20 protein-coding genes are annotated in these 23,185 nt (G+C 64.3%); 6 read left to right on the top strand and 14 right to left on the bottom strand.

Features of this window, described 5'->3' with window-relative positions; translation table 11 throughout:
- Window positions 1-16: 16 nt before the first annotated feature.
- From D1Y84_RS15025 to lnt, 11 genes are all read right to left on the bottom strand, one after another.
- Window positions 17-1,285, bottom strand: a complete 1,269-nt coding sequence (locus D1Y84_RS15025; protein WP_124849417.1) for a tagaturonate epimerase family protein — start codon at window positions 1,283-1,285, stop codon at window positions 17-19.
- A 9-nt stretch (window positions 1,286-1,294) separates the two neighbouring features.
- Window positions 1,295-2,569, bottom strand: coding sequence for a lactate racemase domain-containing protein (locus tag D1Y84_RS15020; RefSeq protein ID WP_124849416.1), 1,275 nt, complete (start codon window positions 2,567-2,569; stop codon window positions 1,295-1,297).
- Window positions 2,566-3,861 carry an MFS transporter gene (locus tag D1Y84_RS15015; RefSeq protein WP_124849415.1) on the bottom strand — a complete coding sequence of 432 codons (1,296 nt, stop codon included), beginning with the start codon at window positions 3,859-3,861 and terminating at the stop codon, window positions 2,566-2,568. Before D1Y84_RS15015 ends, D1Y84_RS15020 begins: the two co-directional genes overlap by 4 nt.
- Before the next feature lie 14 nt (window positions 3,862-3,875).
- The gene (uxaC, locus tag D1Y84_RS15010; protein WP_124849414.1) at window positions 3,876-5,270 is read right to left on the bottom strand and encodes a glucuronate isomerase; all 1,395 of its coding nucleotides are present in this window, start codon (window positions 5,268-5,270) and stop codon (window positions 3,876-3,878) included.
- A gap of 112 nt (window positions 5,271-5,382) precedes the next feature.
- Complete coding sequence (locus tag D1Y84_RS15005; protein ID WP_124849413.1) at window positions 5,383-6,981, bottom strand: glycoside hydrolase family 28 protein; 1,599 nt, start codon at window positions 6,979-6,981, stop codon at window positions 5,383-5,385.
- 150 nt (window positions 6,982-7,131) lie between these two features.
- Entirely contained in the window at window positions 7,132-7,737 is a 606-nt protein-coding gene (locus D1Y84_RS15000) for a redoxin domain-containing protein (RefSeq protein WP_124849412.1), read from the bottom strand.
- A 153-nt stretch (window positions 7,738-7,890) separates the two neighbouring features.
- The gene (locus D1Y84_RS14995; RefSeq protein WP_124849411.1) at window positions 7,891-10,083 is read right to left on the bottom strand and encodes a protein-disulfide reductase DsbD; all 2,193 of its coding nucleotides are present in this window, start codon (window positions 10,081-10,083) and stop codon (window positions 7,891-7,893) included.
- An 8-nt stretch (window positions 10,084-10,091) separates the two neighbouring features.
- A complete protein-coding gene (locus D1Y84_RS14990) occupies window positions 10,092-10,367 on the bottom strand; it encodes a hypothetical protein (RefSeq protein ID WP_124849410.1) in 276 nt (91 codons plus the stop codon).
- Window positions 10,364-10,807 (bottom strand): CoA-binding protein, encoded by a 444-nt coding sequence (locus D1Y84_RS14985; RefSeq protein ID WP_124849409.1) that lies wholly within the window; start codon window positions 10,805-10,807, stop codon window positions 10,364-10,366. Before D1Y84_RS14985 ends, D1Y84_RS14990 begins: the two co-directional genes overlap by 4 nt.
- Before the next feature lie 18 nt (window positions 10,808-10,825).
- A protein-coding gene (gene prfB / locus D1Y84_RS14980) for a peptide chain release factor 2 (protein ID WP_199726422.1) occupies window positions 10,826-11,969 on the bottom strand; the annotation gives its coding sequence in 2 pieces (ribosomal slippage) (window positions 10,826-11,899 and window positions 11,901-11,969; 1,143 coding nt in all).
- A 44-nt stretch (window positions 11,970-12,013) separates the two neighbouring features.
- Complete coding sequence (gene lnt / locus D1Y84_RS14975; protein ID WP_158615506.1) at window positions 12,014-13,720, bottom strand: apolipoprotein N-acyltransferase; 1,707 nt, start codon at window positions 13,718-13,720, stop codon at window positions 12,014-12,016.
- Window positions 13,721-13,886: 166 nt separating this feature from the next.
- Here lnt and D1Y84_RS14970 point away from each other — a divergent pair, with 166 nt between their 5' ends.
- The 3 genes from D1Y84_RS14970 to D1Y84_RS14965 all read left to right on the top strand — a co-directional run bounded on the left by D1Y84_RS14970 (window position 13,887) and on the right by D1Y84_RS14965 (window position 17,045).
- On the top strand, window positions 13,887-14,243 hold the full coding sequence (locus D1Y84_RS14970) for a VOC family protein (RefSeq protein ID WP_124849406.1): 357 nt from the start codon (window positions 13,887-13,889) through the stop codon (window positions 14,241-14,243).
- Window positions 14,244-14,344: 101 nt separating this feature from the next.
- Entirely contained in the window at window positions 14,345-14,488 is a 144-nt protein-coding gene (locus D1Y84_RS17995; RefSeq protein WP_158615505.1) for a hypothetical protein, read from the top strand.
- 262 nt (window positions 14,489-14,750) lie between these two features.
- A complete protein-coding gene (locus D1Y84_RS14965) occupies window positions 14,751-17,045 on the top strand; it encodes an APC family permease (protein WP_124850182.1) in 2,295 nt (764 codons plus the stop codon).
- Window positions 17,046-17,208: 163 nt separating this feature from the next.
- Here the strand turns inward: D1Y84_RS14965 and D1Y84_RS14960 are convergent, their stop codons facing one another.
- Complete coding sequence (locus D1Y84_RS14960; protein WP_124849405.1) at window positions 17,209-17,919, bottom strand: metal-dependent hydrolase; 711 nt, start codon at window positions 17,917-17,919, stop codon at window positions 17,209-17,211.
- Between the two features lie 265 nt (window positions 17,920-18,184).
- On the opposite strand from D1Y84_RS14960, the gene D1Y84_RS14955 reads away from it, so the two are divergent.
- From D1Y84_RS14955 to D1Y84_RS14945, 3 genes are all read left to right on the top strand, one after another.
- Entirely contained in the window at window positions 18,185-19,516 is a 1,332-nt protein-coding gene (locus tag D1Y84_RS14955; RefSeq protein ID WP_233581448.1) for a cytochrome P450, read from the top strand.
- Window positions 19,517-19,577: 61 nt separating this feature from the next.
- A complete protein-coding gene (gene msrA / locus D1Y84_RS14950) occupies window positions 19,578-20,099 on the top strand; it encodes a peptide-methionine (S)-S-oxide reductase MsrA (RefSeq protein WP_124849403.1) in 522 nt (173 codons plus the stop codon).
- A 123-nt stretch (window positions 20,100-20,222) separates the two neighbouring features.
- A complete protein-coding gene (locus tag D1Y84_RS14945; protein ID WP_233581447.1) occupies window positions 20,223-21,338 on the top strand; it encodes a radical SAM protein in 1,116 nt (371 codons plus the stop codon).
- 84 nt (window positions 21,339-21,422) lie between these two features.
- Here D1Y84_RS14945 and D1Y84_RS14940 read toward each other — a convergent pair whose 3' ends face one another.
- A complete protein-coding gene (locus D1Y84_RS14940; protein WP_124849401.1) occupies window positions 21,423-22,301 on the bottom strand; it encodes an aldo/keto reductase in 879 nt (292 codons plus the stop codon).
- Between the two features lie 169 nt (window positions 22,302-22,470).
- A complete protein-coding gene (locus D1Y84_RS14935; RefSeq protein ID WP_124849400.1) occupies window positions 22,471-23,124 on the bottom strand; it encodes a class I SAM-dependent methyltransferase in 654 nt (217 codons plus the stop codon).
- Window positions 23,125-23,185 lie beyond the last annotated feature (61 nt).

Here is a 23,185-nt window from a genome sequence, read left to right as displayed (position 1 = left end):
TCTCCTCTGCTGCTTGCTACTGCCGCCCAAGAAACACCGGCGCAATGTGACGCCGATACAAATTCTCTGTAACGTTCTTCGCAATCACCTGCCGGTGCGCTTCGAGCAGTTCCAGGTATCGCAACCCCATCTTTGCCGCCACCTTGAAACCCACATGCAGGAGTTGCCGCACGCTGCTGTTGTATGCCGCAGCGCCCGGCACGTGGCGCAGCGCCCCGGTAAACTCCTCGCTGGTCCACTCGTTCACCACCGCTGGCTGCGGCAGCTTCGCCAGGTCAATATCGATCACCGTCGCATATGGCGCACACAACTCTTCGCGATGCGCAAACGCCTCGGCGTAAATCTCCTTGGCCAGCGCGAGTCCATCGCCGCCTGCCTCCGCCAGCCCAATCAGCTCTTCGAGCCAAGTGGTACCGGCGGTTTTCAAATGCACGCCCGCATCTCGCTTCTGCATCGCCGCGTAAATGGCGGGATAGATCGAGAACTTGTCGCTCCCCGAGTGAATGCTCAGCTTCAGGTTTTCCGGCAGTCCAAACTGCCCTACTGCGTACGCAATCGCCGCCATGTCCAGCTCGAGTTCTCGCGCAAACTGCGCCACATCCCCCACGTAATCCACGCCCTTGTTGAACCGCCCGCTGAACTTCGGCGCAATCGTCTGGACCGGAATCTGCTCATCCGCAACCGCCGCCAGGATGATCAGCAACTCCAGCGGTGTCTGCGCGGTATCGGTCTCGTCCATCGATATCTCCGCCACAAACTGCCCCGCACCTTTCGCCGCTTCAATCGCACGGTACACCAGTCCCGCCTGCTGCACAGCCGCAAGAAACTTCTCTGCCACCGTGCGCAACAACTCCGGCGTTACCACGAGCGCTGCATCCACCCCCGGCAGCGAAAGGTCGCCATGCAGCCGCGTCCACCGCGCCACAAACGTATCGATTGCCGCCGCATCCGCCTGCTGCCCGATGAAATCGGCCACGTCAATCGTGTAGAAATCGCACGGCGCGAGGTACCGCTCCACTGTCTTCAACTGGATGTGATCCGCATCGCAGAAGTAGGGCTTCTTCCACCCCAGCATCCGCACCGCCGCATCCGCTGCAGCCCGCGTCATCGCCGGCTCCGAGCCGAGAATCAGGTGCTCGCGGTTCGACTTGTTCCAAACCGGGATCACGTCGACGCCCGCTTGCTCGGCCAGCACGCAGGCCGCAAGCTGCGCCTCCGCCTCGCGTGCAAACCGGTCGCCCACACCAATCGAGTACTTACCCAATCGCACTGCATTGCTCTGCATTTCTTGTCCTCACTCCTGCAAACGATCGCGATGCGCCCACAAGCCAAGCCCGGGGTTCGCGATGTAAAACACTCGCTCGCCTTCGATCTCATTCATGCCATGCTCCAGCCGAGCCGGATCATAGCGCGCGCGCATCGCTTCAAGGTCGCCATACCCGAACCCAACGCTCTCAATCTCCTCACGCGAAAGGCCGCCGGGGCACCACGTGATCCGAAAGCGCCCTTCCGACGATCCGTGGATCAGGTGCGCCGCGGCACTCAGGTCCGCCGCCAGATCCGCATTCTTTTGCACCGCGTCCAGCGTCGCTTGCGTGCCGAAGTAGCCATACTTGCGGATCATCGCGTCGATGCCGGCGTCCTCGCCAAACTCCTTTACCGCCGGCGCCAGGATGATCAACTCCGCATCGTCCGCAAGCGCCATGCGCGTGCGATAGATCGCCTTGTTGCCAAGCCACGTCGACTGGAACTCATGCGGTTCCAGGTAGACCAGCGCCTTGGTAATTGGTTCCGGCACGAGCTCAAAGTTCACTTTGAGGCTCAGCTCTGCGGCCCGCGCAAAACACTCCTCGTCATCGCCGATAAACAACCCGCGCACCACCTGCGCACCGCCCGCATCGCGTCCCACCACTGTCAGCGCATACACAATCGGCAGCAGCGCCAGAAACCTTGATGCCGCTTCGTTCAGCACGCGCCGTACCGGGTTATCGGCGCGCCCCATGATGCGCTCCATCCCGTACACCGCCCCTAGGTAGTGACTGCGATTGATCCCCTCACGGCCGCCCGTCCCGATCAGGATGTTTTTGTTGTAGTTCGCCATGCCGATCACTTCATGCGGCACCACCTGCCCGATCGAGAGAATGAGGTCGTGGCCGCCTTCCGCCACCAGTCGGTTCACCTGCGCGGGCCAGCTGTAGTGCAGCTTCCCTTCTGACTCCTGCTCGATGAACTCCCGCGGCACCTCTCCCAGTGTCTGCACATCCGTGCGCCAGTGGTGCACGCGCACACGATCCTGCGGCATCTCGCCAAACATCCAGCGCAGCTGCGCGGGCGTCATCGGCGCATGCGTTCCCAACGCCGGCAAAATGGCATCGAGACGATCGCCATAGTACTCCGCGGCCCAGCGTGTCAGGTCGCCTGCACGCGAAGCCGCGCGTGTATGGTCCGGCGGCACCAGCAGCACTTTGCGCCGCGTGCCAAGTGCTTCCAGTGTCGTCACCAGCATCGATTGCAGCGCATCCGGCGCAATCGCTGTCTCTTCTCCGCCATGTGCCAGAAACAGACTCATGCGTGAAACTCTGCCTTTCGCAACCCCGGCGCCACCAGTCGCAGCACCAGCAAAGCAAGCAGGTACACGCTGGCCGAGATGCCGAACAGCACACTGTAGCTATGCGTCACCTGCAAAAGCCTGCCCGCACCGACGGAGAACAACACGCCACCCAGTGAGCCCGCCATCCCGCCGATGCCCACCACCGCACCCACCGCGGTCGATGGAAACATGTCCGACGCCGTTGTAAACAGGTTTGCCGACCAGCCTTGGTGCGCCGCCGCCGCAAGGCTCAGCAGCGCTATCGCCGCCCACTCCGAGTGCACCCGGCTCGCATAAAAAATCGGCAGCGCGAGCACCGCGCACAGCGTCATCGTCGCCATACGCGCGCCCACCGCATCCATGCCAAAGCGTCGGAACAACGCCGGCAGCCAGCCCCCGCCGATCGAGCCCACGGCGGAGAAGTTGTACACCAGGATCAGCGGCAGTCCCAGGTGCGTCAGCCCGAGGTGAAAGCGCGCATCGAAAAACGACGGCAGCCAGAAAAGATAAAACCACCAGATCGGGTCCGTCATAAACTTGGCCGCGGCAAACGCCCAGGTCTGCCGGTACGTCAGCAGCTTCAGCCACGGAATCTTCGGGCCCATCTGCGCCGCGGACTGCTGGTAGATATGCCGCAGCTCCTCGCCCGTCAGCGTCGGGTGCTCCGCGGGCTTGCGGTAGTTGCGGTACCACCAGACGATCCACACCGCGGAGAACAGGCCCGTCGCAAGAAACGCAGCACGCCAGCCAAACCGCAGCGTGATCCACGGAATCAGCGCCGGTGCAATGATCGCTCCCACGTTCGCGCCCGAGTTGAAAATTCCCGTCGCGAGCGAGCGCTCACTCTGCGGAAACCAGTCTGCCACCGTCTTGATCGCAGCCGGGAAATTACCCGCTTCCCCCAATCCCAGGAAAAAGCGCGCCACGCCAAATCCGAACGCGGAGCTCGCCAGCGCATGCGCCATCGCCGCGATGCTCCACGTGCCCATAATCAGCGTGTACCCCACGCGCGAGCCCAAAGCATCTACCAGCCTGCCTGCCGCCAGCAGCCCGAACGCATACGCAAACTGAAACGCCGCGATGATATAGCCGAAGTCCGCTTCCGTCAGGCCGATCGAGTGCTCCAGCGTCGGCTTCAGCAGCCCGATCACCTGGCGGTCCATGTAGTTAATTGAGGTCGCCACAAACAGCATCGCGCAGATCTGCCACCGCACGCGCCCTATCCGCACTCTCTGCTTCTTCGCGCCCTGTTCCGCTGCCAGTGGCTGCATCGCTGCCTTTCGACCTACAGGTTGTATGCGGCTCGCGCCAGTCCGTTGGTCAACGCATACGCCACTTCGTGCGCCTCGTCCTCGTCCAGCCGGCGCTCCAGCACCAGCCGCGCCAGGAACGAGCAATCCACGCGGCGCGCCATGTCATGCCGCGCCGGGATCGACAGAAACGCACGCGTGTCATCGTTGAAGCCCACCGTGTTGTAAAAGCCCGCGGTTTCCGTCACCTGCTCGCGAAATCGCATCATGCCTTCCGGGCTGTCGTGAAACCACCAGGGCGGGCCCAGCCGCAGGCACGGGTAGTGCCCGGCGAGCGGCGCCAGCTCCCGGCTGTACGCTGTCTCGTCCAGCGTAAACAAAATCACGCGCAGTCCGGGCTCGTTGCCAAACGCATCCAGCATCGGCTTCAACGCGCGCACATAGTCGGTCTGCGTTGGAATGTCCCCGCCCACATCCCGCCCGTAGCGTCGATACAGCGCCTCGTTGTGGTTGCGCGCGCTGCCCGGGTGGATCTGCATCACAAGCCCATCCTCCAGGCTCATGCGCGCCATCTCGCACAGCATCTGCGCACGAAACAGCTCCTGCTCCGCCGCATCGGCATTGCCCTCGCGCACGCGCCCAAACAACGCAGCAGCCTCATGCAGCGCCAGGTTCGCAGTACGCGCGGTCGGGTGTCCATGGTCGGTCGCCGTGCAGCCCATGGCCTTGAAACGCAGCCGCGCCTTGCGTAACGCCGCAAGATACCCGCTCCACTCCGAGGTGTCCTCGCCGTTCTGTTCTCCCAGCTTTGCAATGTTCTCGCGAAACCCCGCGAACTCCGGGTCCACCACTGCGTCCGGCCGGAACGTCGGCAGCACGCGGCCACTCCATCCCGACGTACGGATCGCAGCATGGTCCGCCAACGTGTCCAGCGCCGAGTCGGTCGTCGCCAGCACCTCGATCCCGAAACGCTCGAACAACGCACGCGGCCGAAACTCCGGGGTGAGCAGCTTCTCCGCGATCACGTCGTAGAAGTGGTCGGCCGTTTCAGCAGAAAGCCTCTCCGTCAATCCGAACAGCGTGCCGAACGTGTGGTCGAGCCACATGCGCGTCGGCGTGCCGCGAAACAGGTAGTAGTGCTCCGCGAACACACGCCACACCCTGCGCGGATCCTTGATCTCCCCCGCACCCAGCTCGAGGTCTTCAAGCGAAACACCCTGGCTGTACAGCATGCGAAATACGTAGTGATCGGGCTGCACCAGCAGCTTCGCCGGGTCGGGAAATGGTTCGTCGTTTGCGAACCACGCCGCCTGCGTATGCCCATGCGGACTCAAAATTGGCAGACCTTTCACGCCCGCATACAGCTGCCGTGCCAGTGCCCGCGCCGCAGGCTCCGCAGGCAATAGCCGATCCTCATCCAGCAAGCTCATCGTCCCGCCATTTCTCTGCTGCATCTCTGTCCGCGCGTCGGCACGGTACACCCGGCGCACCACTCACAAACTGAATGCACAGGTACTACTCGCGCCACTTGTCGCGCATCCGTCACAGCGAGGTTTCGTCCACCGCAGCCATCTTCGCATCCGCCACAAACTGGCTGCCGAACACGCGAAAGTCCTGCACCCGCCGCAGCGAAAACGCAGGCGCGCTCGTCGGCCGTGGCGCCCGCACGCGAAAGCAGTCCGCACCCTCCACATCCACCAGTGCAAACGCTGGCCGCGCATCCGGCTTTGCCGTGGAAATCTCGACGTTGCTCAGCTCCAGGTTGCGCACATGGCGCACATACAACCCCGTCGCCGGCAGATCGCCAAACATCGTCGGCTCGGGATACGCCTGCTCCTGCTCCGCCGGACTCAGCTTTGCCATTGCCGCGTCGCCACCGCCCACCTGGTGCAGGTACACATCGCTGATCTTTATGTCCTCCAGAGGGTAGCCAGGCACACCCGCTAGAATCGACGGCAGCTGCATCCCATCCGAGCTCGTGACATTCGAAATCAGCACCCTGCGCAGCGTGCCTACCTTCGCATCCGCGGGCCCCCGCATCCGCCGGCCCAGGCGCAGAAACAGCGGCGCATTCATCGAGCCGCGCATCGCCACACCCGTAAACGTGATGTCCTCGCACACCGCTCCATCCACCGTCTCAAGCGCAAACCCGCGCGAGTGCTCAAACACGCAGTTCGCAATCGTGATGTTGCGGAAGCCGCCGTTCGACTCCGTGCCGCACTTGATGCGGCCCGTCGCATACTTGTTGAACTCCTCCGGCATGCGTTTCCAGCTGCCGTCCAGCACCGACCCGATCACGTACGAGCCCGTCACAAAACAGTTCGTAATCGTGACGTTCTCGGTCACACGCGCATACCCGAGCGCATACGAACTCTTCGGACAGATCCCGTCATCGATTGGCGAGTTCACCGTGCAGTTCGATACGCGCACATTGCGGCAGCAATCAATATCCATGCCGTCGCGATCGGTATCGATCTTCAGGTTGTCGATCGTGAGATTGTCGACGCCTGTCGCAAGAATGCCGAACCAGCCGCCCTTCAGAATCGAAAAATCACGCAGCACCACGTTGCGGCAGTTCTTCAACGCGATCGCCTTGTTGCCCACGCCGGGCTTCTTGGTATCGGGCAGTTCCTTGTCGAAGTCATGGCCCCGGCTCAACCCTTTGCCCCAGATCAATCCAGGCCCAAGGATCGAAACATCATGAATGTCCTCACCCCACAACAGGCTATTGTGCCAGTGGTTGTGGCCATAATCTTGAAAGGCTTCATATGCCGGGTCCTGCGGCTCGGCAGCATCGTAGCCGCCCGTCGTCGTGCCTTCCATGGGCACCGAGGCTGCAAGAATCGTCGCACCCTGGTCGAGATACAGGCAGATGTGGCTCCACAAATGCAGTGAGTAGCACGCGTACGTTCCAGCCGGGAAAAACACTGTGCCGCCCCCGCGTGCCGCCGCCGCTTCAATCGCGCGATTGATCGCAGGGCTATCCAGCGTGTGGCCATCGCCGGTCGCGCCAAACTGGCGCACACTCACGATGCCGCTCATCACCTCGGGCGACGCCTCGGCATGCAGCGCCCCCGCTGGTATGCCGGCCAGCATCGCTCCACGCGTCGCCATCGAAAGCACCTGCCTGCGATCCAACATGCCGCTCCACAAGGTCGCGCCGCCTGGTCTGCGTGCGGCAAGTAGGACTCGGCGCAACACACACACGCCTGTTTCGCCTCTGCCACTGCGACACGGCAGTTATAGGGTCCACGCGCCAGGGCTGTCAAAGCCACGGCGGCGACCCGGCCGCTACTGCCCGTACTTCACGGCGCAACCGTATGGCTGCGTATACGTCTTGGCAATCGGCTGTCCATCCATCGCCTCGGTCAGTGCTTCGCTCACGTAGTTTTCCGAGCCCTTCAAGCCTGCAGGATCGGTGCTCCGGTCGCTGTCAATCGCGCCCTCGTACACCAGCACGCCCTTGGGATCTATTACGTACATGTGCGGCGTGGTCTTGGCCTCGTACATGTGGCCGAGCGCTCCCGCCGGATCCAGCAGCGCAGCACGCGGCGCAGCCCCCACCTTGTGAAGATAGGCATTCTCATCCGCTGCGGAGCTGTACCCTTCCTGCCCCGGCGCCGACGACAGCACCGACAGCCACACCACGCCCTTGGCTCCCCATTGCTTCTGCAGCCGCTGCATGTTGCCGCTGTCATACTGCTTCTTCGTGTACGGGCAATCGCGATTCGTCCACTCCAGCACCACGAACTTGCCTCTGTACTGCGCAAGCGTCTCGGTCTGTCCTTGTGAGTCCTTGGCCGTGAAGTTCGGCGCCACCGTGCCGACCTTGACCGCATGTGCGCTGCTCACCGCCAGCAACGCAGTACCAAGCAAAACCATCGCTGCACGCTTCATTACGCCTCCTCGGGCTGCCATTAATCCTGCGATTCGTTCGATCTGCGGGTCCTTAAGCGCGGTTGCCAGCCCCTGCCGGCGGCCACACCATGCCGACCCAAGCACCCAATTTGTGCAACGAGCCGCGCTGCACCCACACGCTCGACCAGGCAGCTACTGCCCCGCAGGTGCAGTGCCCGCATGCAACTCATCCAGCGCCGCATACACCACGCCTGTGGTCAGCACCTCGGGCAGCATCTGCGGCGGCGCTGTTGCCGAAGCCGGGTACAGCGCATAGGTCGGAATGCCACTGCGCCCCAGTGTTGCCAGCGCTTCGCCGATGGAGGCATCATGCCGCGTCCAATCTGCCTTCAGCAGCACCACGCCGCTCCGGCGCAAACGATCCTGCACATCCGCGCGATCCAGCACCACGCGCTCGTTCACCTGGCAGCTCAGGCACCAGCTCGCCGTAAAGTCCACCAGCACCGGCTTGCCCTCGGCGCGGTACATCGCCAGCGCCTCCGGCGTAAACGGTTTCCAGTCGTTGCCCGCACCCTTGGCCGTGCTTGCAGCCGCACCCAGCGGCGCGCCAAACTGCTGCACCGCGTACACCGGCAGCGCTGCCGCAAGTGCAACGATCACAATGGCCGATAACGTGGCCCCGCGTTGCGCGGGCCAGCGGCCCAGCACGGCGCCTGCCACCGCCAGCAGCAGAAAGCCCCCCAGCAGCCCCAGCAGCGCATTCACCCCGGCAGCCTGCGTGAACAGCCAGATCAGCCAGATCACCGTCGCCAGGATCGGGATCGCCGTCAACTGCTTTAACACGTCCATCCACGCGCCCGGCCGCGGCAGCAGCCGCGTCCAGCCCGGGTTGTACACCAGCAGCAGGTACGGCGTCGCCAGCCCCAGCCCCAGCGCGGTAAACACCGCAAACGTCACCACGCCTGCACCGCCATGGGCCAGCGCGTAGCCAATCGCCACGCCCATCAGCGGTGCGGTGCACGGCGTCGCCACCACCATCGCCAGCACCCCGGTAAAGAACGAGCCGGCATAGCCCTGCTTTTTTGCCAGTTCTCCGCCCGCGCTCGTCATGGACAGGCCAATCTCGAACTGCCCCGCAAGCGACAGAGACAGGAAAAACAAAAACAACCCCATCAGCGCCAGGAACACCGGCGACTGGAACTGGAAGCCCCACCCAAGGTTGTGCCCAAGCCCGCGCGCCACCAGCAGCACCGCCACCACGATCCAGAACGACACCAGGATGCCCAGCGTGTACACCCAGCCATGCGCCCGCAGCGTGCTCCGCTCCTCGCGCGATGACTGCACCAGCGAAAGCCCTTTGATAAACAGCACCGGGAACACGCATGGCATCAGGTTCAGAATGATGCCGCCGCCAAAGCCCAGCAGCAGCGCCTGGAAGAACCCGCTGTCCGCATGCCCCTGCGCCAGCACCGCCGCCGGGATCACACCCGGCGTTGCCGCCACCGTGTACGACGCGCCGCCCGGCAGCACCAGCACGCCGTTCAGCGTGCTCAGTTTCCCCTGCTGGTTCTCATCTTTGACCAGCTCCAGCCGCACGCCCTTGGCCACCGGCGCTGCCTGTTCCGGCGCAGCCGCCGCAATCACCGTCTGGTCCGTCGGGAAAAACTGCGCCGTGTTTGCCTGCTGGCCGGTCTCGACCGCCAGCGTGAACCCCTTGGCGCTCGCCGCGAAATGCGCTGCCCCGGCAGGCAAGGGCTTGGGCAGCGAAGCCACGCCACGATCCACGATTGCCTTGTGTCCAGCATCCACGCCCGCCGTCGTCCCCGCGGCCGCGATAGTAGTCGCCAGCGACAACGTTGCCTTGCCCGGCAGACAGACCTCGCGACACACGAGCCAGTCCACGTCCGCGCGCAGCGTCGCCGCGCCCAGCGCCGCATCCGCAGCTACCTTAATCGGCACCGGGAACACCACGTCGTGCTCGTACCCGTAATCCATCAACGGTCCAAGCGGCAGCCTTTGCGGCGCGGGATACTGAAACGCCGCAGCCGCAACACCCTTCGGCAGCGTCCAGCGCACACGCGGCGGCTCGCCCGAGTCCCCGGCGTTCAGCCAGTACACGTGCCAGCCTTTTTCCAGCTCGAAGTGCAGCCCGGCCGTTAGCGACGCGCTTCGTACCAACTGCTGCTCCGGCACCACCAGTTCCACCGATAGGTGCTGCGCATCCACACGCGCACCCTGTGCCTGCAACACCGTTCCTGCACACAACGCCAGGAGGCACGCCAGCAGCGAAAGCAGCCACAGGCCCCGCACCTTCGCGGCAGCCTGTCGCAAACGACTCTCCGTACCGAAATCGATCCCGTCGCAACCGCTGCTTTCCTGCGCCATGCGCTTCCTCACTGATCACTCCATCGCGTGGTCGAGCCATGCGTCACACCCGAGCCATCCAGCACGGTCACCACCAGCACGTGGTCCATGCCGGGCTCGCCTCGACCCACGCCGGCAAAGCTCCGGGTGTAATCGTCGGTGCCGCTGCCCAGTTCCAGCTCTTCCAGCGTCATGCCGTCCAGCACAATCGCCACAGACGCGATCGAATCCTTGTCCGAGGCCACCACGTGCACTGTGAGGTCCGTGCCCACGAACGCCCGCGCATGCGTCACCGTGAACGTCACTGGCTCGCTCCCGCACCCTGCTTCCACGCGGCGTGGTCCTGCATAATGCAGCGATCCATCACCGTCAGCACGCCGTCACGCTCGGCCCACTCGGCAGCCTCCTCGTGACACACGCCTAGCTGCAGCCAGATCGCCGGGATCTTCAGCCGCATCACGTCCTTCACAATCTCCGGCACATACGTCGATGCGCGAAACACGTCCACCAGGTCGATCGATATGCCTTCTGCCTTGAGCGCCTTGCATGCATCGTCCAGCGTCGGGTACGCCTTCTCGCCCAGCGCACTTTCAATCTGCGGATTCACCGGGATCACCCGGTACCCCGCCTGCTGCAGGTACCGGCTCACGCCCGCGCTGGCCCGGCCCGGCGACTCGCTCAGGCCAATCACCGCAATCGTTTTCGTCTGCTTCAGGATCCGTTCAATCGTTTCCGGTTCGTTCATCTGCTGCCACCCGCTCTCTTAAAGCTCCAGATCATCGGATGCGCCGGCGCCTTCCACCGGTGCGCCATTCCTGCGCATGCGCAGATACCCCTGCAGAAACGGTTCGATCGACCCGTCCAGCACCCCGTCCACGTCGCCCACTTCCACCTTGGTCCGGTGATCCTTGGCAATCCGGTATGGCTGCAGCACGTACGAGCGAATCTGCGAGCCGAACTTGATATCCAGCTTCGCGTCTTCCACCTTGCGGCTCGCGTCCTTCTGCTTGTCCAGCTCGTACTCGTACAGGCGCGACCGCAACATCTTCATCGCCTTCTCGCGATTCTTATGCTGCGACCGCTCATTCTGGCACTGCACCACGATGTTGGTTGGCAAGTGCGTAATGCGCACCGCCGAGTCCGTGGTGTTCACGTGCTGGCCGCCCTTGCCGCCCGAACGGTACGTGTCGGTGCGCAGCTCGTCCGGCTTGATGTCGATCACGATCGAATCATCGATCTCGGGCGATACGTACACGCTCGCAAACGAGGTATGCCGCCGCTTCGCCTGGTCGAACGGCGAAATCCGCACCAGCCGGTGCACGCCCGTCTCCCCGCTCAAGAGTCCGAACGCGAACTCGCCCGAGATGGTGAACGTGGCCGACTTGATGCCCGCTTCTTCCCCATCCTGGTAGTCGTTCATCTCGGTTTTGAAACCGCTCTTTTCGGCCCAGCGCAGGTACATGCGCATCAGCATCTCGGCCCAGTCCTGCGACTCGGTGCCGCCTGCTCCCGGGTGCACCGTGACGATGGCGTTCAGCCCGTCCGTCTCGGCCGACAGCAGTGTGCGTTCTTCGAGCTTGTCGCCAAAGCTCGAGAGCCCGGCGATCTCCTTGGAAAGCTCGCTTTCCATCTCGCCCGTGCCGTCGTCGCGCGCCAGGTCAAAGTACGCCGCGATATCGCCCGTGCGGCGATCCAGCTCCTCCGCATCGCCCAACAGGGCTTCCAGTCTGCGACGCTCGCGCATCATCGGCTGCGAAGCAGCGGGGTTCGACCACATCGAAGGGTCTGACAACTTGGTCTCGATCGAAGCTAACTGCGCCCGCAGGTGGTCCGGGTCAAAGATACTCCCGCAGGTCGGCAATCTTCTCTCGTACCGGCGTATACGCAAACTCCAGATCACTCAACATCGCGTCGCTCCTGATACCCGGCTGCCAGGGGCAGCCGCAGAAAATCAAACCTGTCTTTTCGCTACAGAATCCTGCCAGTACCGGCGGCCCACAAAGCCCAGGCCACCGAGTGAAAGTATTTCACACAGCCACGCGAACCAGTCGCCCCACCGCGTGTACACGGTCATCCGCGTGCGGTAGCCGTAGTCCGCCGTCAGCGCGGTCAGCTTGTGCCGCCCTACCGACTCGGTCACCCGCCCCAGCGGATCGATCGCCGCCGTCACCCCCGAGTTCGTATCCCGCACGATCCACCGGTTGTTTTCGATTGCCCGCATCCGCGCCATGTTCAGGTGCTGCCACGGCGCGCTGGTGTCGCCATACCAGCCGTCGTCTGAAATATTCACAAATACCTCGGCGCCGTTCTTTGCGAACAGCCGGATCTCCGACGCAAACACCGCCTCGTAGCAGATGAAAATGCTCATCCGGTGTCCATCCGGCAGCGCAAACACTGTCCGCTCCGTGCCCGGGTCAAAGCGCCCCACGTTCTGCGTCAGCGTCCCTGCAAACTTGAAAAACCTCTTGAACGGCACATACTCGCCCCACGGCACCAGGTGGATCTTGGCATACTGCCCCTCGGCCGTTCCATTCGGCCGGGTCACCACCGCGGCGTTGTACAGCTCGCTGCGCACACCCACCGCAGGCGCGCCCACCACCGTGGTTGCCAGCGTCTCGATCCGCAGCTGCTGCAGCAGCAGCGCAAACCGCGGGTCCCACGCGCGAAACGGCGACGGCGACTCCGGCCATGCCACGATCGTGGGCTGCCGCGCCGGTCCCCAGCACTCGCGCCGCACCTCGATCGGTACCGGCTCCGGCATACCCAGCAGGTACGGCGTGCACGGCGTGCCGCTCAGCCGCAGGTACTCCGCCGTATGCCGCGACCACTCGGGATCGCCGGGCCGGTCCACCCAGTCGTTCTCATCCCCTGTGCCCGCGCCCACCCGGAGGTTGGGCTGCAACAGCACCGCCTCGGCCCCGGCCACCTCGGGTGCGCGCACCAGCAACGAGCCCGCCTGCAGGCCGCAGGTAAGCACCAGCGCCCCCGCCGCAAACCGCACCTGCCTCCGCCTGGTGCGCGCATAAAAACTGCCCAGCCACACCGCGTTGACCCCGGCCAGCACCCACGAGAGCCCATACACTCCCGTCCACGGCGCCAGCCGCGTCAGCACAAGATTGTCCACCTGGCTGTACCCAAGCTGGTCCCACGGCACGCAGGTAAAATGCGCCGCCAGGTACTCCACCGCGATCCACAGGCACGGCACCGCGCACGCCGCGAACAGCAGCCGGCCAGTCGCCTTGCGCACAAACGCCGCCAGCAGCGCGAACAACGCAAAGTACAGCCCCAGGATCAGCGAAAACAGCACCACGATCCCCGCCGACACCCACGGCGGCAGCCCGCCATACTGGTGCATCGTGGCGTAAATCCAGTAGCAGTTCATCCCGTACCACAGCGCGCCCGTCGTGTACCCGCACAAGGCAGCCTCGCGCAGCGGCCGTGCAGCCCGTGCAGCGCCCGCGCCGATCACCGCCACCAGCATCGGCAGGAGCGCCACCATGCTCAGCACCGCACGCATCGGTGGCATGGGTCCCGCCACCGGGAAGGCGAAGTTCAGCAGCACCGCCGACAAGGCCGCAAGCGCCAACCGCACGCCCAGCGACGAAACAACCACCGGGCCGGTAGCAGAAACAGGAGCAGTACCGAAAGCAAAGCGCATCGGCGCCAGACTACCATTCCCGCACAGCCCTCCCGCCGCTCTGCCTCTGTCGGTACGCACGATCCCGCCGATTAGCCCGATCCACTCCACGCACAGTCGGGAGACAAGCCCACGTTCCGGGTATAGAGTGATGCCCGCATCCACCTCCCATCCAGGCAGGTGTCCCATGGCCTACAATCAGATCGCCTACGTCGAACTCCCCACCGCCGACCTGCAAACCCTCAAGCGCTTCTACGCGCAGGTATTCGGCTGGACCTTCCTCGAACTCGGTGAAGACTATGCCGTCTTCCAGAACGCGGGCATCGACGGCGGCATCAATCCCAACCAGAACGACCGGACCGGCACACCGCTCGTTATGATCGAGACCAGTCACATCGAAGCCATGCAGCAGATCGTCCGCGACGCCGGCGCGACCATCACAATGCCGCTCTTCGCCTATCCGGGAGGCAGCCGCTTCCATTTTCTCGATCCCAGCGGCAACGAACTGGCAGTCTTTCAGCCGGATCCGTCCACCGCCCCCTGAAGCACGGCTACCACAGTCGGGCCTCCATATCTATTTTCACGATCCAGCCGTACCCAGGAACTGCTATCCCCCGCGCGCCCGGTCTGCGTTAAAATCCGCACATGGACCTGCTCGCTCACTTTTGTGTCCACCTGCTTGAGACGCTGTTCTTTCTCGGGCTCGCAGGCTCCCTGGCAGTCGTTTCCATCACCGCCGTCGCCGACATCCGCGAGCTTTTCGGCAAGCCCAGGGCGGAGTCGCTCTGAGTTCCCTACACCCCCCACCGCTCCCCACTGCCTGCCCGCTCGCGACTCGCCGCGCCCACGCCGCGTGCCCGCGCACTGTGGCCCCGCACTGCTTTTCGACCACCCTGCTTCCGCACCACCCCCTGCGCACGGCGCACCCCTCACGATGAGCGCACCTCCCCCGACCGCAGTCCCTCCACGCCCAGCCGCCACCGCCACCCACGTCGCCCCGGCGCTGCTCGGATCCTCGGCACGTGTCCGCCTGGTCGTCGCCTCCTCCGTGATGCTGACCTTCATTTCGTTCTGGCGCGCTGCCGCGGTGGTGCTCAATGATCTCGGCTCCTCCGCCTTTTACGCCGGCGGCATCGCCGAAGAGTCTGTTGGCAAGTCCGCTCCCTGGTTCATCCTCGGCGTCATGGTCTTCGCCTTTTCCGTGCGCAAGGTCTACATCGAGAGCTGTTCCATGTTCACGCGCGGCGGCGTTTACCGCGTGGTCAAAGAGGCCCTCGGCGGCACCTTCGCCAAGGTCAGCGTTTCGGCGCTGATGTTTGACTACATCCTCACCGGCCCCATTTCCGGCGTCTCCGCCGGCCAGTACATCACCGGGCTCCTCAATGAGCTTCTGCAGGTCGGCGCCATCCACAACTGGCTGCCCCCCGCGCTCCTCCAGTCCGCGCATGCCGCCCGCCAGCTTCCCGTCGACGGCACCTCCGCCGTCTTCTGCGTGCTGGTCACCATCTTCTACTGGTGGGAGAACATCAAGGGCATCAAGGAGTCCACCGGCAAGGCACTCGAAGTTATGAAGATCACCACCGTCATGGTGGTCATCATCATCGTCTGGGGTATCTACACCGCGCTCAGCCGCCACGCCAGCTTCCCGCCGCCGCCCATCCCCTCCAATCTCCACTTCTCGCACGACGCGCTGGGCTTTCTGGCCGGCACCCACCTCGCCACCACCCTCGGCCTCTTCGGCATCATCATGGCCTTCGGACACTCCGTGCTCGCCATGAGCGGCGAAGAAACCCTCGCCCAGGTCAACCGCGAGATCGAGCACCCCAAGCTCAAGAACCTCAAGCGCGCCGCCACCGTCATTGCCATCTACTCCTTCTCCTTCACGGGGCTGGTCTCGCTGCTCGCCGTCATGATCATTCCCGACGCGGTGCGCATCCCCATCTACCGTGACAACATCATCTCCGGCCTCGCCATGTACATGGCCGGTCCCATCACGCTGCGCATCATCTTCCGCGTCTTCGTGGTCGTCGTCGGCTTCCTGATCCTCTCGGGCGCCGTCAACACCTCGCTGCTCGGCTCCACCGGCGTGCTCATGCGCATTGCCGAAGACGGTGTGCTCTCCGACTGGTTCCGCAAGCCGCACCGCCGCTTCGGCACCTCCTACCGCATCGTCAACCTTGTCGCCGTGCTCCAGCTCTTCACCATCATCGTCACCCGCGGCAACGTTATCGTGCTCGGCGAGGCATACGCCTTCGGCGTCATCTGGAGCTTCACCTTCAACGCCCTCGCCATGCTGGTGCTCCGCTGGAAGTACCAGGGCGAACGCGGCTGGAAAGTCCCGATCAACCTTAAGATCAACGGCCGCGAGATTCCCCTCGGCCTCCTGTCCGTCTTCTGTGTGCTGCTCACCACCGCCGTCACCAACCTCTTCACCAAGTCCGTCGCCACCGTTTCCGGCATCGTCTTCTCGCTCGTCTTCTTCATCATCTTCACCATCTCCGAGCGCCAGAACGCCCGCCGCCAGCACGACACGGCCCTGCAGATGAAGGAGCACTTCCAGCTCGAGCACGAAGAAGACATCGGCCGCGAAAACCTCCAGATCAAGCGGGGCGGCGTGCTCGTCACCCTTTCCGACCCCACCCGCGCCTCTGCGCTCAAGTGGGCGCTCGCCCGCTCCAACACCGACGAGCAGGACATCGTCGTGCTCACCGCGCGTATGGTCGGCACCGGCGGCTCCGAGTACCTCGACCCCAGCGAGCAAAGCTTCTCCGAGCACGAACAAATGCTCTTCACCAAGGCCGTCTCGGTCGCTGAAAGCTTCGGCAAGCACATCTCCCTGCTGGTCGTGCCCGCCGCCGAGATCTTCACCGCGCTGGTCCGCACCGCCGTCTCGCTTGAGGTCGCGCTCGTCGTCTCCGGTCTTGCCTCCACCATGACGGCCACCGAGCAGGCCTACCAGATCGGCCACGCCTGGGAGATCCTGCCCGAGCCCAAGCAGCAGTTCACTTATGTCATCGTTACGCCCGACGGCCAGGCCCAGACCTTCCACCTCGGCGCGCACGCCCCCACCCTCAACGCCGACGACGTGCAACTCGTGCACCGTCTCTGGCTCAACATCAGCCGCGACCCCGGCTTTTCCGAGCTCCATCACTCCGACATCGTCACCTACGCCCTGACCCGTCTCGCCTCCGACTACGCCCGCAACAAGCCAGAGATTCTCGACGAGCTGCGCCGCACCGGCTGCGACGGCCGCCGCAGCGTCGCCACCCTGCGCTCGCCCGTACCCACCGCCGCCGCCAACATGCCCATGCGCGCCCTGCGCGAAAACGACCGCGGCGACGAATAGACCGCCTGCTCGGCACGAGCCACCTGCCGTAGGGCCGGTACCAGAAAACGAAAGCCTCCCGCCGGCCAGAATCTCTCGATCCGACCAACGGGAGGCTATCGCCGTTCGAAGTTCACAAGCCACGAAGTGGCCGCCAGCCGCGCAGGCGGTATGGCTTTAGCCTCTACCCAACGCTCTCGCCCGGCTTGAGCTTCAGAACCTTGACCTTGGCATCCCCAAGCTCCTGCTCCAGCTGCTCCGGCGTTCCGGCCAGTTGAGGCATCGTGCCCCAGTGCAGCGGTAGCACCGTATCCAGCCCCAGGAACTTTGTTGCCAGTGCCGCGCCACGCGGATCCATCGTGAAGTGCCCACCGATCGGCAGCATCCCGAACGTCGGCTTCCACAGCTCGCGAATCAGCTGCATATCCGAGAACACCGAGGTATCGCCCGCGTGGTACAGCACCGGGCCATCCTTGATCGTGATCACGAACCCGGCCGGCTCGCCGCCGTACACAAACTTGCCGTCGTCCTCGATACCCGACGAGTGCCGCGCCTCGGTCATCGTCAGCGTCACGTCCTTCAACGTGTACGATCCGCCATAGTTCATACCGACGGTGTCCTTCACGCCCTTGCCCGTGAGCCAGCCCACCAGCTCGTACATGCCCACCACCGGCGCGCCATACTTCTTCGCTGTCGGCACCGCGTCCGCAATGTGGTCCGAGTGCCCATGTGTCGCCAGGATCAGGTCCAGCTTCTCCGGCAGCTTGTAGTCCTTCGGAAACTTGGGGTTCTGCTCCATAAACGGATCGATCAGGATGTTGGTGCCGCCCGCCGTTTGGACCAGCACCGTGGCATGGCCCAGCCACGTAACGCTGGTTCCCTGTAAATCAGACATGCGATGTTCCTCTACTTTCCGGGGTGTATGCATTGCTTCCTGCACTGAGATGCGCAAAGCCCCGCGCCTCGGCGAGCCATTGCCGGAACGCACACCCACCTCCATCGCCCCAACAACAACCTCTCCGCCATGCCCCTCTCTTCTGTCACCCCCGCGATACACTCACCCACACATGAGCACTGCACCCACCCCCGCTGCACCCGTCCCGCACATCCAGCACCTCCCCGGAGCCCGCTTCCCCTCCGGTCCCACCCTTGCTTCGCGCGTGCTCGCAGGCGACCTCTTCCGGCTCAACCCGCTGCCCTTCATGGCGGGCTCTGCTCAGCGCTTCGGCGACCTGCTTCACTACCGCGCCGCCGGGCGCCACATCTTCCAGTGCAACCACCCCGAGCTAGTGCAGGAAATGCTGGTCCAGCACGCCCGCCATCATGATCGCGGCATTGTCATGCAGAAAGCCCAGCTCGTGCTCGGCCAGGGCCTGCTCTCAAGTGAGGATCCGCACCACATGCGCCAGCGCCGCCTCGCGCAGCCAGCCTTCCACCGCGACCGCATCGCCGCGTACGGACGCATCATCGGTGACTATGCAGCGCACACCACCTTCGCCTGGCGCTCCGGCGAAACCCGCGATCTCCACGACGACATGCAACTGCTCTCGCTGCGCATCGTCGGCAAAACCCTCTTCAATTCCGAGCTCGAAGCCGTCAACCTACGCATCGCCCGCGCGATCGAGGCCTTCATGTCCTTCCTGCCGCTCGCTTTTCTCCCTGCCTCCGAACTGCTCTACAAACTCCCGCTGCCCATGATGAATCGCATCCGCCAGTCGCGCCGCGATCTCGACGAGCTCATCTACGGCCTCATCGCCGAGCGCCGCGCCGACAACCAAGACCGCGGCGACCTCCTTTCCATGCTCATAAGTGCGCAGGACACCGAGGAAGGCACCGGCTCCATGTCCGACGAGCAGGTGCGCGACGAGTGCGTCACTGCCCTGCTCGCCGGCAACGAGACCACGGCCAACGGCCTCTCGTTCGCCCTTTGGCTCATTGCCCAGCACCCCGAGGCGCAGCAGCAACTCCAGGCTGAAGCCTCCGCCGCCCTCGCCACAGGCTCCAATGCCCGCAACGCAACAGCCTCCGACTACCCCGCGCTGCCCTTTGCCCACGCCTGCTTCGCCGAGGCCATGCGCCTCTACCCGCCTGTCTGGACCATCGCCCGCACCGCCGCCGAACCCTACCAGTGGCGCGGCTTCGAGATCCCCGAAGGCGCAGTACTTCTGGCCCCGCAATGGGTCGTGCATCGGGATCCGCGTTTCTGGGCCGAGCCCACACTCTTCCGCCCCGAGCGCTTCCTGCAACCCCCTGCAGGCAGCGATCCCGCCACCCGTCCAAAGTTCGCCTACTTCCCCTTCGCTGCCGGCAGCCGCCAGTGCATCGGCGAAGGCCTCGCCTGGATGGAAGGCGTCCTGATCCTCGCCGCCATCGCCCGCGACTGGACCCTCGCGCCCGCGCCCGGCGCCCCCTCCACCCTTCGCCTCGACCCCAAAGTCACCCTCCGCCCGAAAGACGGCATCCCGCTCCAACTCACTCGCCGCGAAGCCTGACAGAAGCCGATCCACCTCCGCCCGCATCGAATCAGGGAAGACCACGCAGGAGGACACACCCATGGCAGCCACAACTGAAACAGCCATACTCGCAGGCGGATGCTTCTGGGGCATGCAGGAGCTGTTGCGCGACTATCCCGGCGTCCTTGCCACCTCCGTCGGCTACTCCGGCGGCGAAGTCGCCAATGCCACCTACCGCAACCACGGCAACCACGCCGAAGCCGTCAAAATACTCTTCGATCCTGAGAAGATCAGCTTCCGCCGCATCCTCGAGTTCTTCTTCCAGATCCACGACCCAACCACGCGCAACCGCCAGGGCAACGACCTCGGCGCCAGCTACCGCTCGGCCATCTTCTACACCAGCGACCAGCAGAAGCAGGTCGCCCTCGAAACCATCGCTGACGTCGACGCCTCGCGGCTATGGCCCGGCAAAGTCGTCACCGAGGTCGCCCCCGCTGGCCCCTTCTGGGACGCTGAACCCGAACACCAGGACTACCTCCAGCGCCTCCCCAACGGCTACACCTGCCACTGGGTGCGCCCCAACTGGCAGCTGCCGAAGCGCGCCGAAGCCGTAAGCGCCTGACAATAAGCTCCCTCTGCGCGGGAAGCGGTCCCTTCGGGACATGTATACCTTGAAGGCCTCTCTGGTACACCCGTCACGAAGTGACCGCCAGCCGCGCAGGCGGTCTTGCCCTCTCCTGGATATTTGATCCAACAAACACTTTCGCTTGATCTTCGCCCTGAACAGGCCTATCGTATCCTCATGGGCGAACAAACGACGAACACGCTCTTCCCGATCCTTCAGTCCGGCCCGCCCGCACTTCAGGGCATCGCGAAGCTGGCTGCTTCTGCTGAGGAGGCCGGTGCCGGCCACCTCGTCCGTTTCCACGCGCTTCCGGTCAAGTCCGCGCTCAATCGGTCTGTCTCGAAACGCAAACTCTGGTTCGCGCGCACCATCAATCCCTATCGCGGCTGCGAGTTCGCCTGCCGTTATTGCTATGCGCGCTACACCCACGAGTTCCTGAACTTCAACGATCCCGCCGCCTTTGAGCGCGAAATCTACATCAAGCAAAACCTCGCCTGGCTGCTCGAGCAGGAACTCCGCGGCTTCGATCCCGCGGAGGAGATCGCAATCGGCACCGCCACCGATCCCTACCAGCCCATCGAGCGCACCGCCCGTGTCACCGAGGCCGTGCTTGAAGTCCTTGCCCGTCAGAGCGGCCTGCGCATCGGCCTGGTCACCAAGTCCACGTTGATTGAGCGCGACATCGCCCTGCTGCAGCGCATTGCCGAGCGCAACACGCTCACCCTGCACATCACCATCACCACCACCGACCGCGCACTCGCCCGCAAGCTTGAGCCGCGCGCGCCGCGGCCCGACCTTCGCTTCCAGACGGTGCGCCGCCTGCGCGAAGCCGGCCTCACCGTGGGTGTGCTCTGCTCGCCGCTGCTGCCTGGCATCACCGACAACGGGCCCGCGCTCAACCTTGTTGCCCGTGCCGCTGCCGAGGCTGGCGCAAGCTTCCTCTCCGCCGAGCCGCTATTTCTCAAGTCCTGCTCGCGCGACACCTTCTTCCAGTTCATCGCCGACGAGTTCCCCAAGCTTGCCGCCTCGTACCGCGAGCGGTACCGCACCGACGCCTTTGTCGGTCCCGCCTACGCCGCGCGCATCCGCGCCATGGTCGCAACCATCACCGCGCGCCATGGCCTCGCGCACCGCACCATGGACGCCATCCTCACACGCGAACCCGCAGGCGCCGTCCCCGCAAAATCGCCCGCGCAGGCCTCGCTCTGGCCCGAGCAGGACCGCACCTGCGCCTGAGTCACGCATCGCGGCAAAACAGAACGCGCCCAAGGAGGGCGCGTTCTGTTTGCAACCAGGTCCATCCCTGGACAGGCGAAGCCGCTAAGCCAGCGCCAGGTTCAGGTTGTCGATCGCTTCGTCGATCTCCCGGGTGTTCTTGTAACCCACCGTGACGCTATCCACCCCGGCATTGCGAAATGCATAGCGCATCGCCTTCTGCCGGTCCTCGTGGTTAAACACGCCCTCGCCGATCAGCTTCATGCTCACCACGCCCATGCCCTGCCGGCGCACCGTTTTCACGTGTTCCACCACCTCGCGCACGTTGCCCAGCTCGTCCGTGTCGTGGTGTTCCGAGTCCATGCGCACGCCATTGTGGTTCATGCGGATCATCGCCACCTGCAGCCACTGGTTGCCCGGCATCTGCCGCAGCGCCGGCAGCCCGTGCACCGACGCGCCCCGGCTCACAATCACCTTGCGATGCTGCGCCTCCACGATCCCGTCCTGCCAGCGCTTGCTGGTCTCCGGCCAGTCTGCCTCGTGCTGCCAGTGCAGCAGCATCACGTCAAAGTACTCACACTTCGCCTGCCGCCGCAGGTCGTCAAACCGCTGCTGCGGGTCCACGGCATCACTCGTCGTGATCTTCGACATGATCCGGTAGCTGTCCCGCGGAAGCCCCTCCAGCGCGATCCCCAGCATGCGATGCATATCGTCGTACGAGTCCGAGGTCTCAAAAAAGCGAATGCCGCGATCGTACGCATAGCGCACCAGCGCGTTAAACCCTTTCTGCCCTAGGTCGCGCTGCACCTGCCCGCTCATCGAGCCCGTGCCGAATGCCAGCCGCGTCACCTCGACGTCCGACTTGCCCAGCGTCACCCAGTCCGTCGCCATGGCCGGCTGCGCCAGCCCCGGCAGAGCCGAGCTCGCCACCGCACCGGCCACCAGGCCGGTGCGCACAAAATCCCGTCGCGTCAACTGCGCCATGTATGCCTCCGCGGAAGGTGCCCCAGACTCCCTGACCTCCCAGGCACGCACAGTCTACGCCTGCTCACCAAGGCTTTCAAAGCGTCTCCTTTCGGCCGCCGGCAAACGCAAAACGGCCGCTCCACAAACAGGAGCGGCCGCGCCCATCGACGCATCAACGCGCGCCTGCTTAGCGCGTAATCAGCACTTCGTACAGGTTGTCCTTGGCCAGGAAGAAGCGCGTGTTGTTGAAGTCAGCAAACAGCTTCTCGATGTTGCGATTCGTATACACGCGTCGCACCGGGAACTTCTGCGTCTCCTGCATCTCCACGGAGTCGGAGTCCGTCAGGTGGTAGCGGTAAAACTCCGTATTCGGCCCCACCAGCTTGGTATGGAAGATCGCCAGCAGCCGTCCGCCGGGGCGCACCGCCTTGCGCAGCTCCGCAATCAGCGGCTGCACCAGGCCCTCCGGAATGTAGTCCAGAGCGGTCCACAGCAGCACCACGTCAAACTCGCGCCCACCGAAGTCCATATTCTGCTGGAAGAAGCCCGCGGTGTCGAAGGTGGACTCCCCGCCAGGCTCTGTCGGCGGCGTTTCCCACGGACCCTTCAAAGCTTCGGTCGCCAGGTCAGCCATCCACACACCGTGGCCCGCCTGTGTCAGGTAATTCACATTGGCCGGCGAGGTCGGCCCGATATCGAGCACACGCAGGTTCGGTTCCGACGCCAGGTGCTTGCGCAGCGCCGCCCACGCACTGGAGTGCCGGGGAATACGCGGACCGGAAAGCAGCGTCGGGCTCTTGCCCTTGCCGTCATCACGCCGTGAAAAGAGACTTCGGAGCACAGCATCGCCTCGCACTACAGGTAAAACGGGGAACCTGTCCTGCAGCCCCCGCATCCGTTCA

This window comes from Acidipila sp. EB88 (genome assembly GCF_003858395.1).
Taxonomy (GTDB): domain Bacteria; phylum Acidobacteriota; class Terriglobia; order Terriglobales; family Acidobacteriaceae; genus EB88.
Note: the sequence above shows the minus strand (reverse complement) of the source record. Positions and strands in the feature narration are given on the sequence as shown.

Bases quoted from the DNA above. Each gene is read 5' to 3' on its own strand.
- D1Y84_RS14965 (WP_124850182.1), top strand. From the start codon at position 14,751: ATGCTGACCTTCATTTCGTTCTGGCGCGCTGCCGCGGTGGTGCTCAAT.
- D1Y84_RS14940 (WP_124849401.1), bottom strand. From the start codon at position 22,301: ATGGCGCAGTTGACGCGACGGGATTTTGTGCGCACCGGCCTGGTGGCC.
- D1Y84_RS15025 (WP_124849417.1), bottom strand. From the start codon at position 1,285: ATGCAGAGCAATGCAGTGCGATTGGGTAAGTACTCGATTGGTGTGGGC.
- uxaC (WP_124849414.1), bottom strand. From the start codon at position 5,270: ATGAGCTTGCTGGATGAGGATCGGCTATTGCCTGCGGAGCCTGCGGCG.
- D1Y84_RS14970 (WP_124849406.1), top strand. From the start codon at position 13,887: ATGGCCTACAATCAGATCGCCTACGTCGAACTCCCCACCGCCGACCTG.
- D1Y84_RS15005 (WP_124849413.1), bottom strand. From the start codon at position 6,981: ATGTTGGATCGCAGGCAGGTGCTTTCGATGGCGACGCGTGGAGCGATG.
- D1Y84_RS15015 (WP_124849415.1), bottom strand. From the start codon at position 3,861: ATGCAGCCACTGGCAGCGGAACAGGGCGCGAAGAAGCAGAGAGTGCGG.
- D1Y84_RS15020 (WP_124849416.1), bottom strand. From the start codon at position 2,569: ATGAGTCTGTTTCTGGCACATGGCGGAGAAGAGACAGCGATTGCGCCG.
- lnt (WP_158615506.1), bottom strand. From the start codon at position 13,720: ATGCGCTTTGCTTTCGGTACTGCTCCTGTTTCTGCTACCGGCCCGGTG.
- D1Y84_RS14995 (WP_124849411.1), bottom strand. From the start codon at position 10,083: ATGGCGCAGGAAAGCAGCGGTTGCGACGGGATCGATTTCGGTACGGAG.
- D1Y84_RS14960 (WP_124849405.1), bottom strand. From the start codon at position 17,919: ATGTCTGATTTACAGGGAACCAGCGTTACGTGGCTGGGCCATGCCACG.
- D1Y84_RS17995 (WP_158615505.1), top strand. From the start codon at position 14,345: ATGGACCTGCTCGCTCACTTTTGTGTCCACCTGCTTGAGACGCTGTTC.
- msrA (WP_124849403.1), top strand. From the start codon at position 19,578: ATGGCAGCCACAACTGAAACAGCCATACTCGCAGGCGGATGCTTCTGG.
- D1Y84_RS15000 (WP_124849412.1), bottom strand. From the start codon at position 7,737: ATGAAGCGTGCAGCGATGGTTTTGCTTGGTACTGCGTTGCTGGCGGTG.
- D1Y84_RS14985 (WP_124849409.1), bottom strand. From the start codon at position 10,807: ATGAACGAACCGGAAACGATTGAACGGATCCTGAAGCAGACGAAAACG.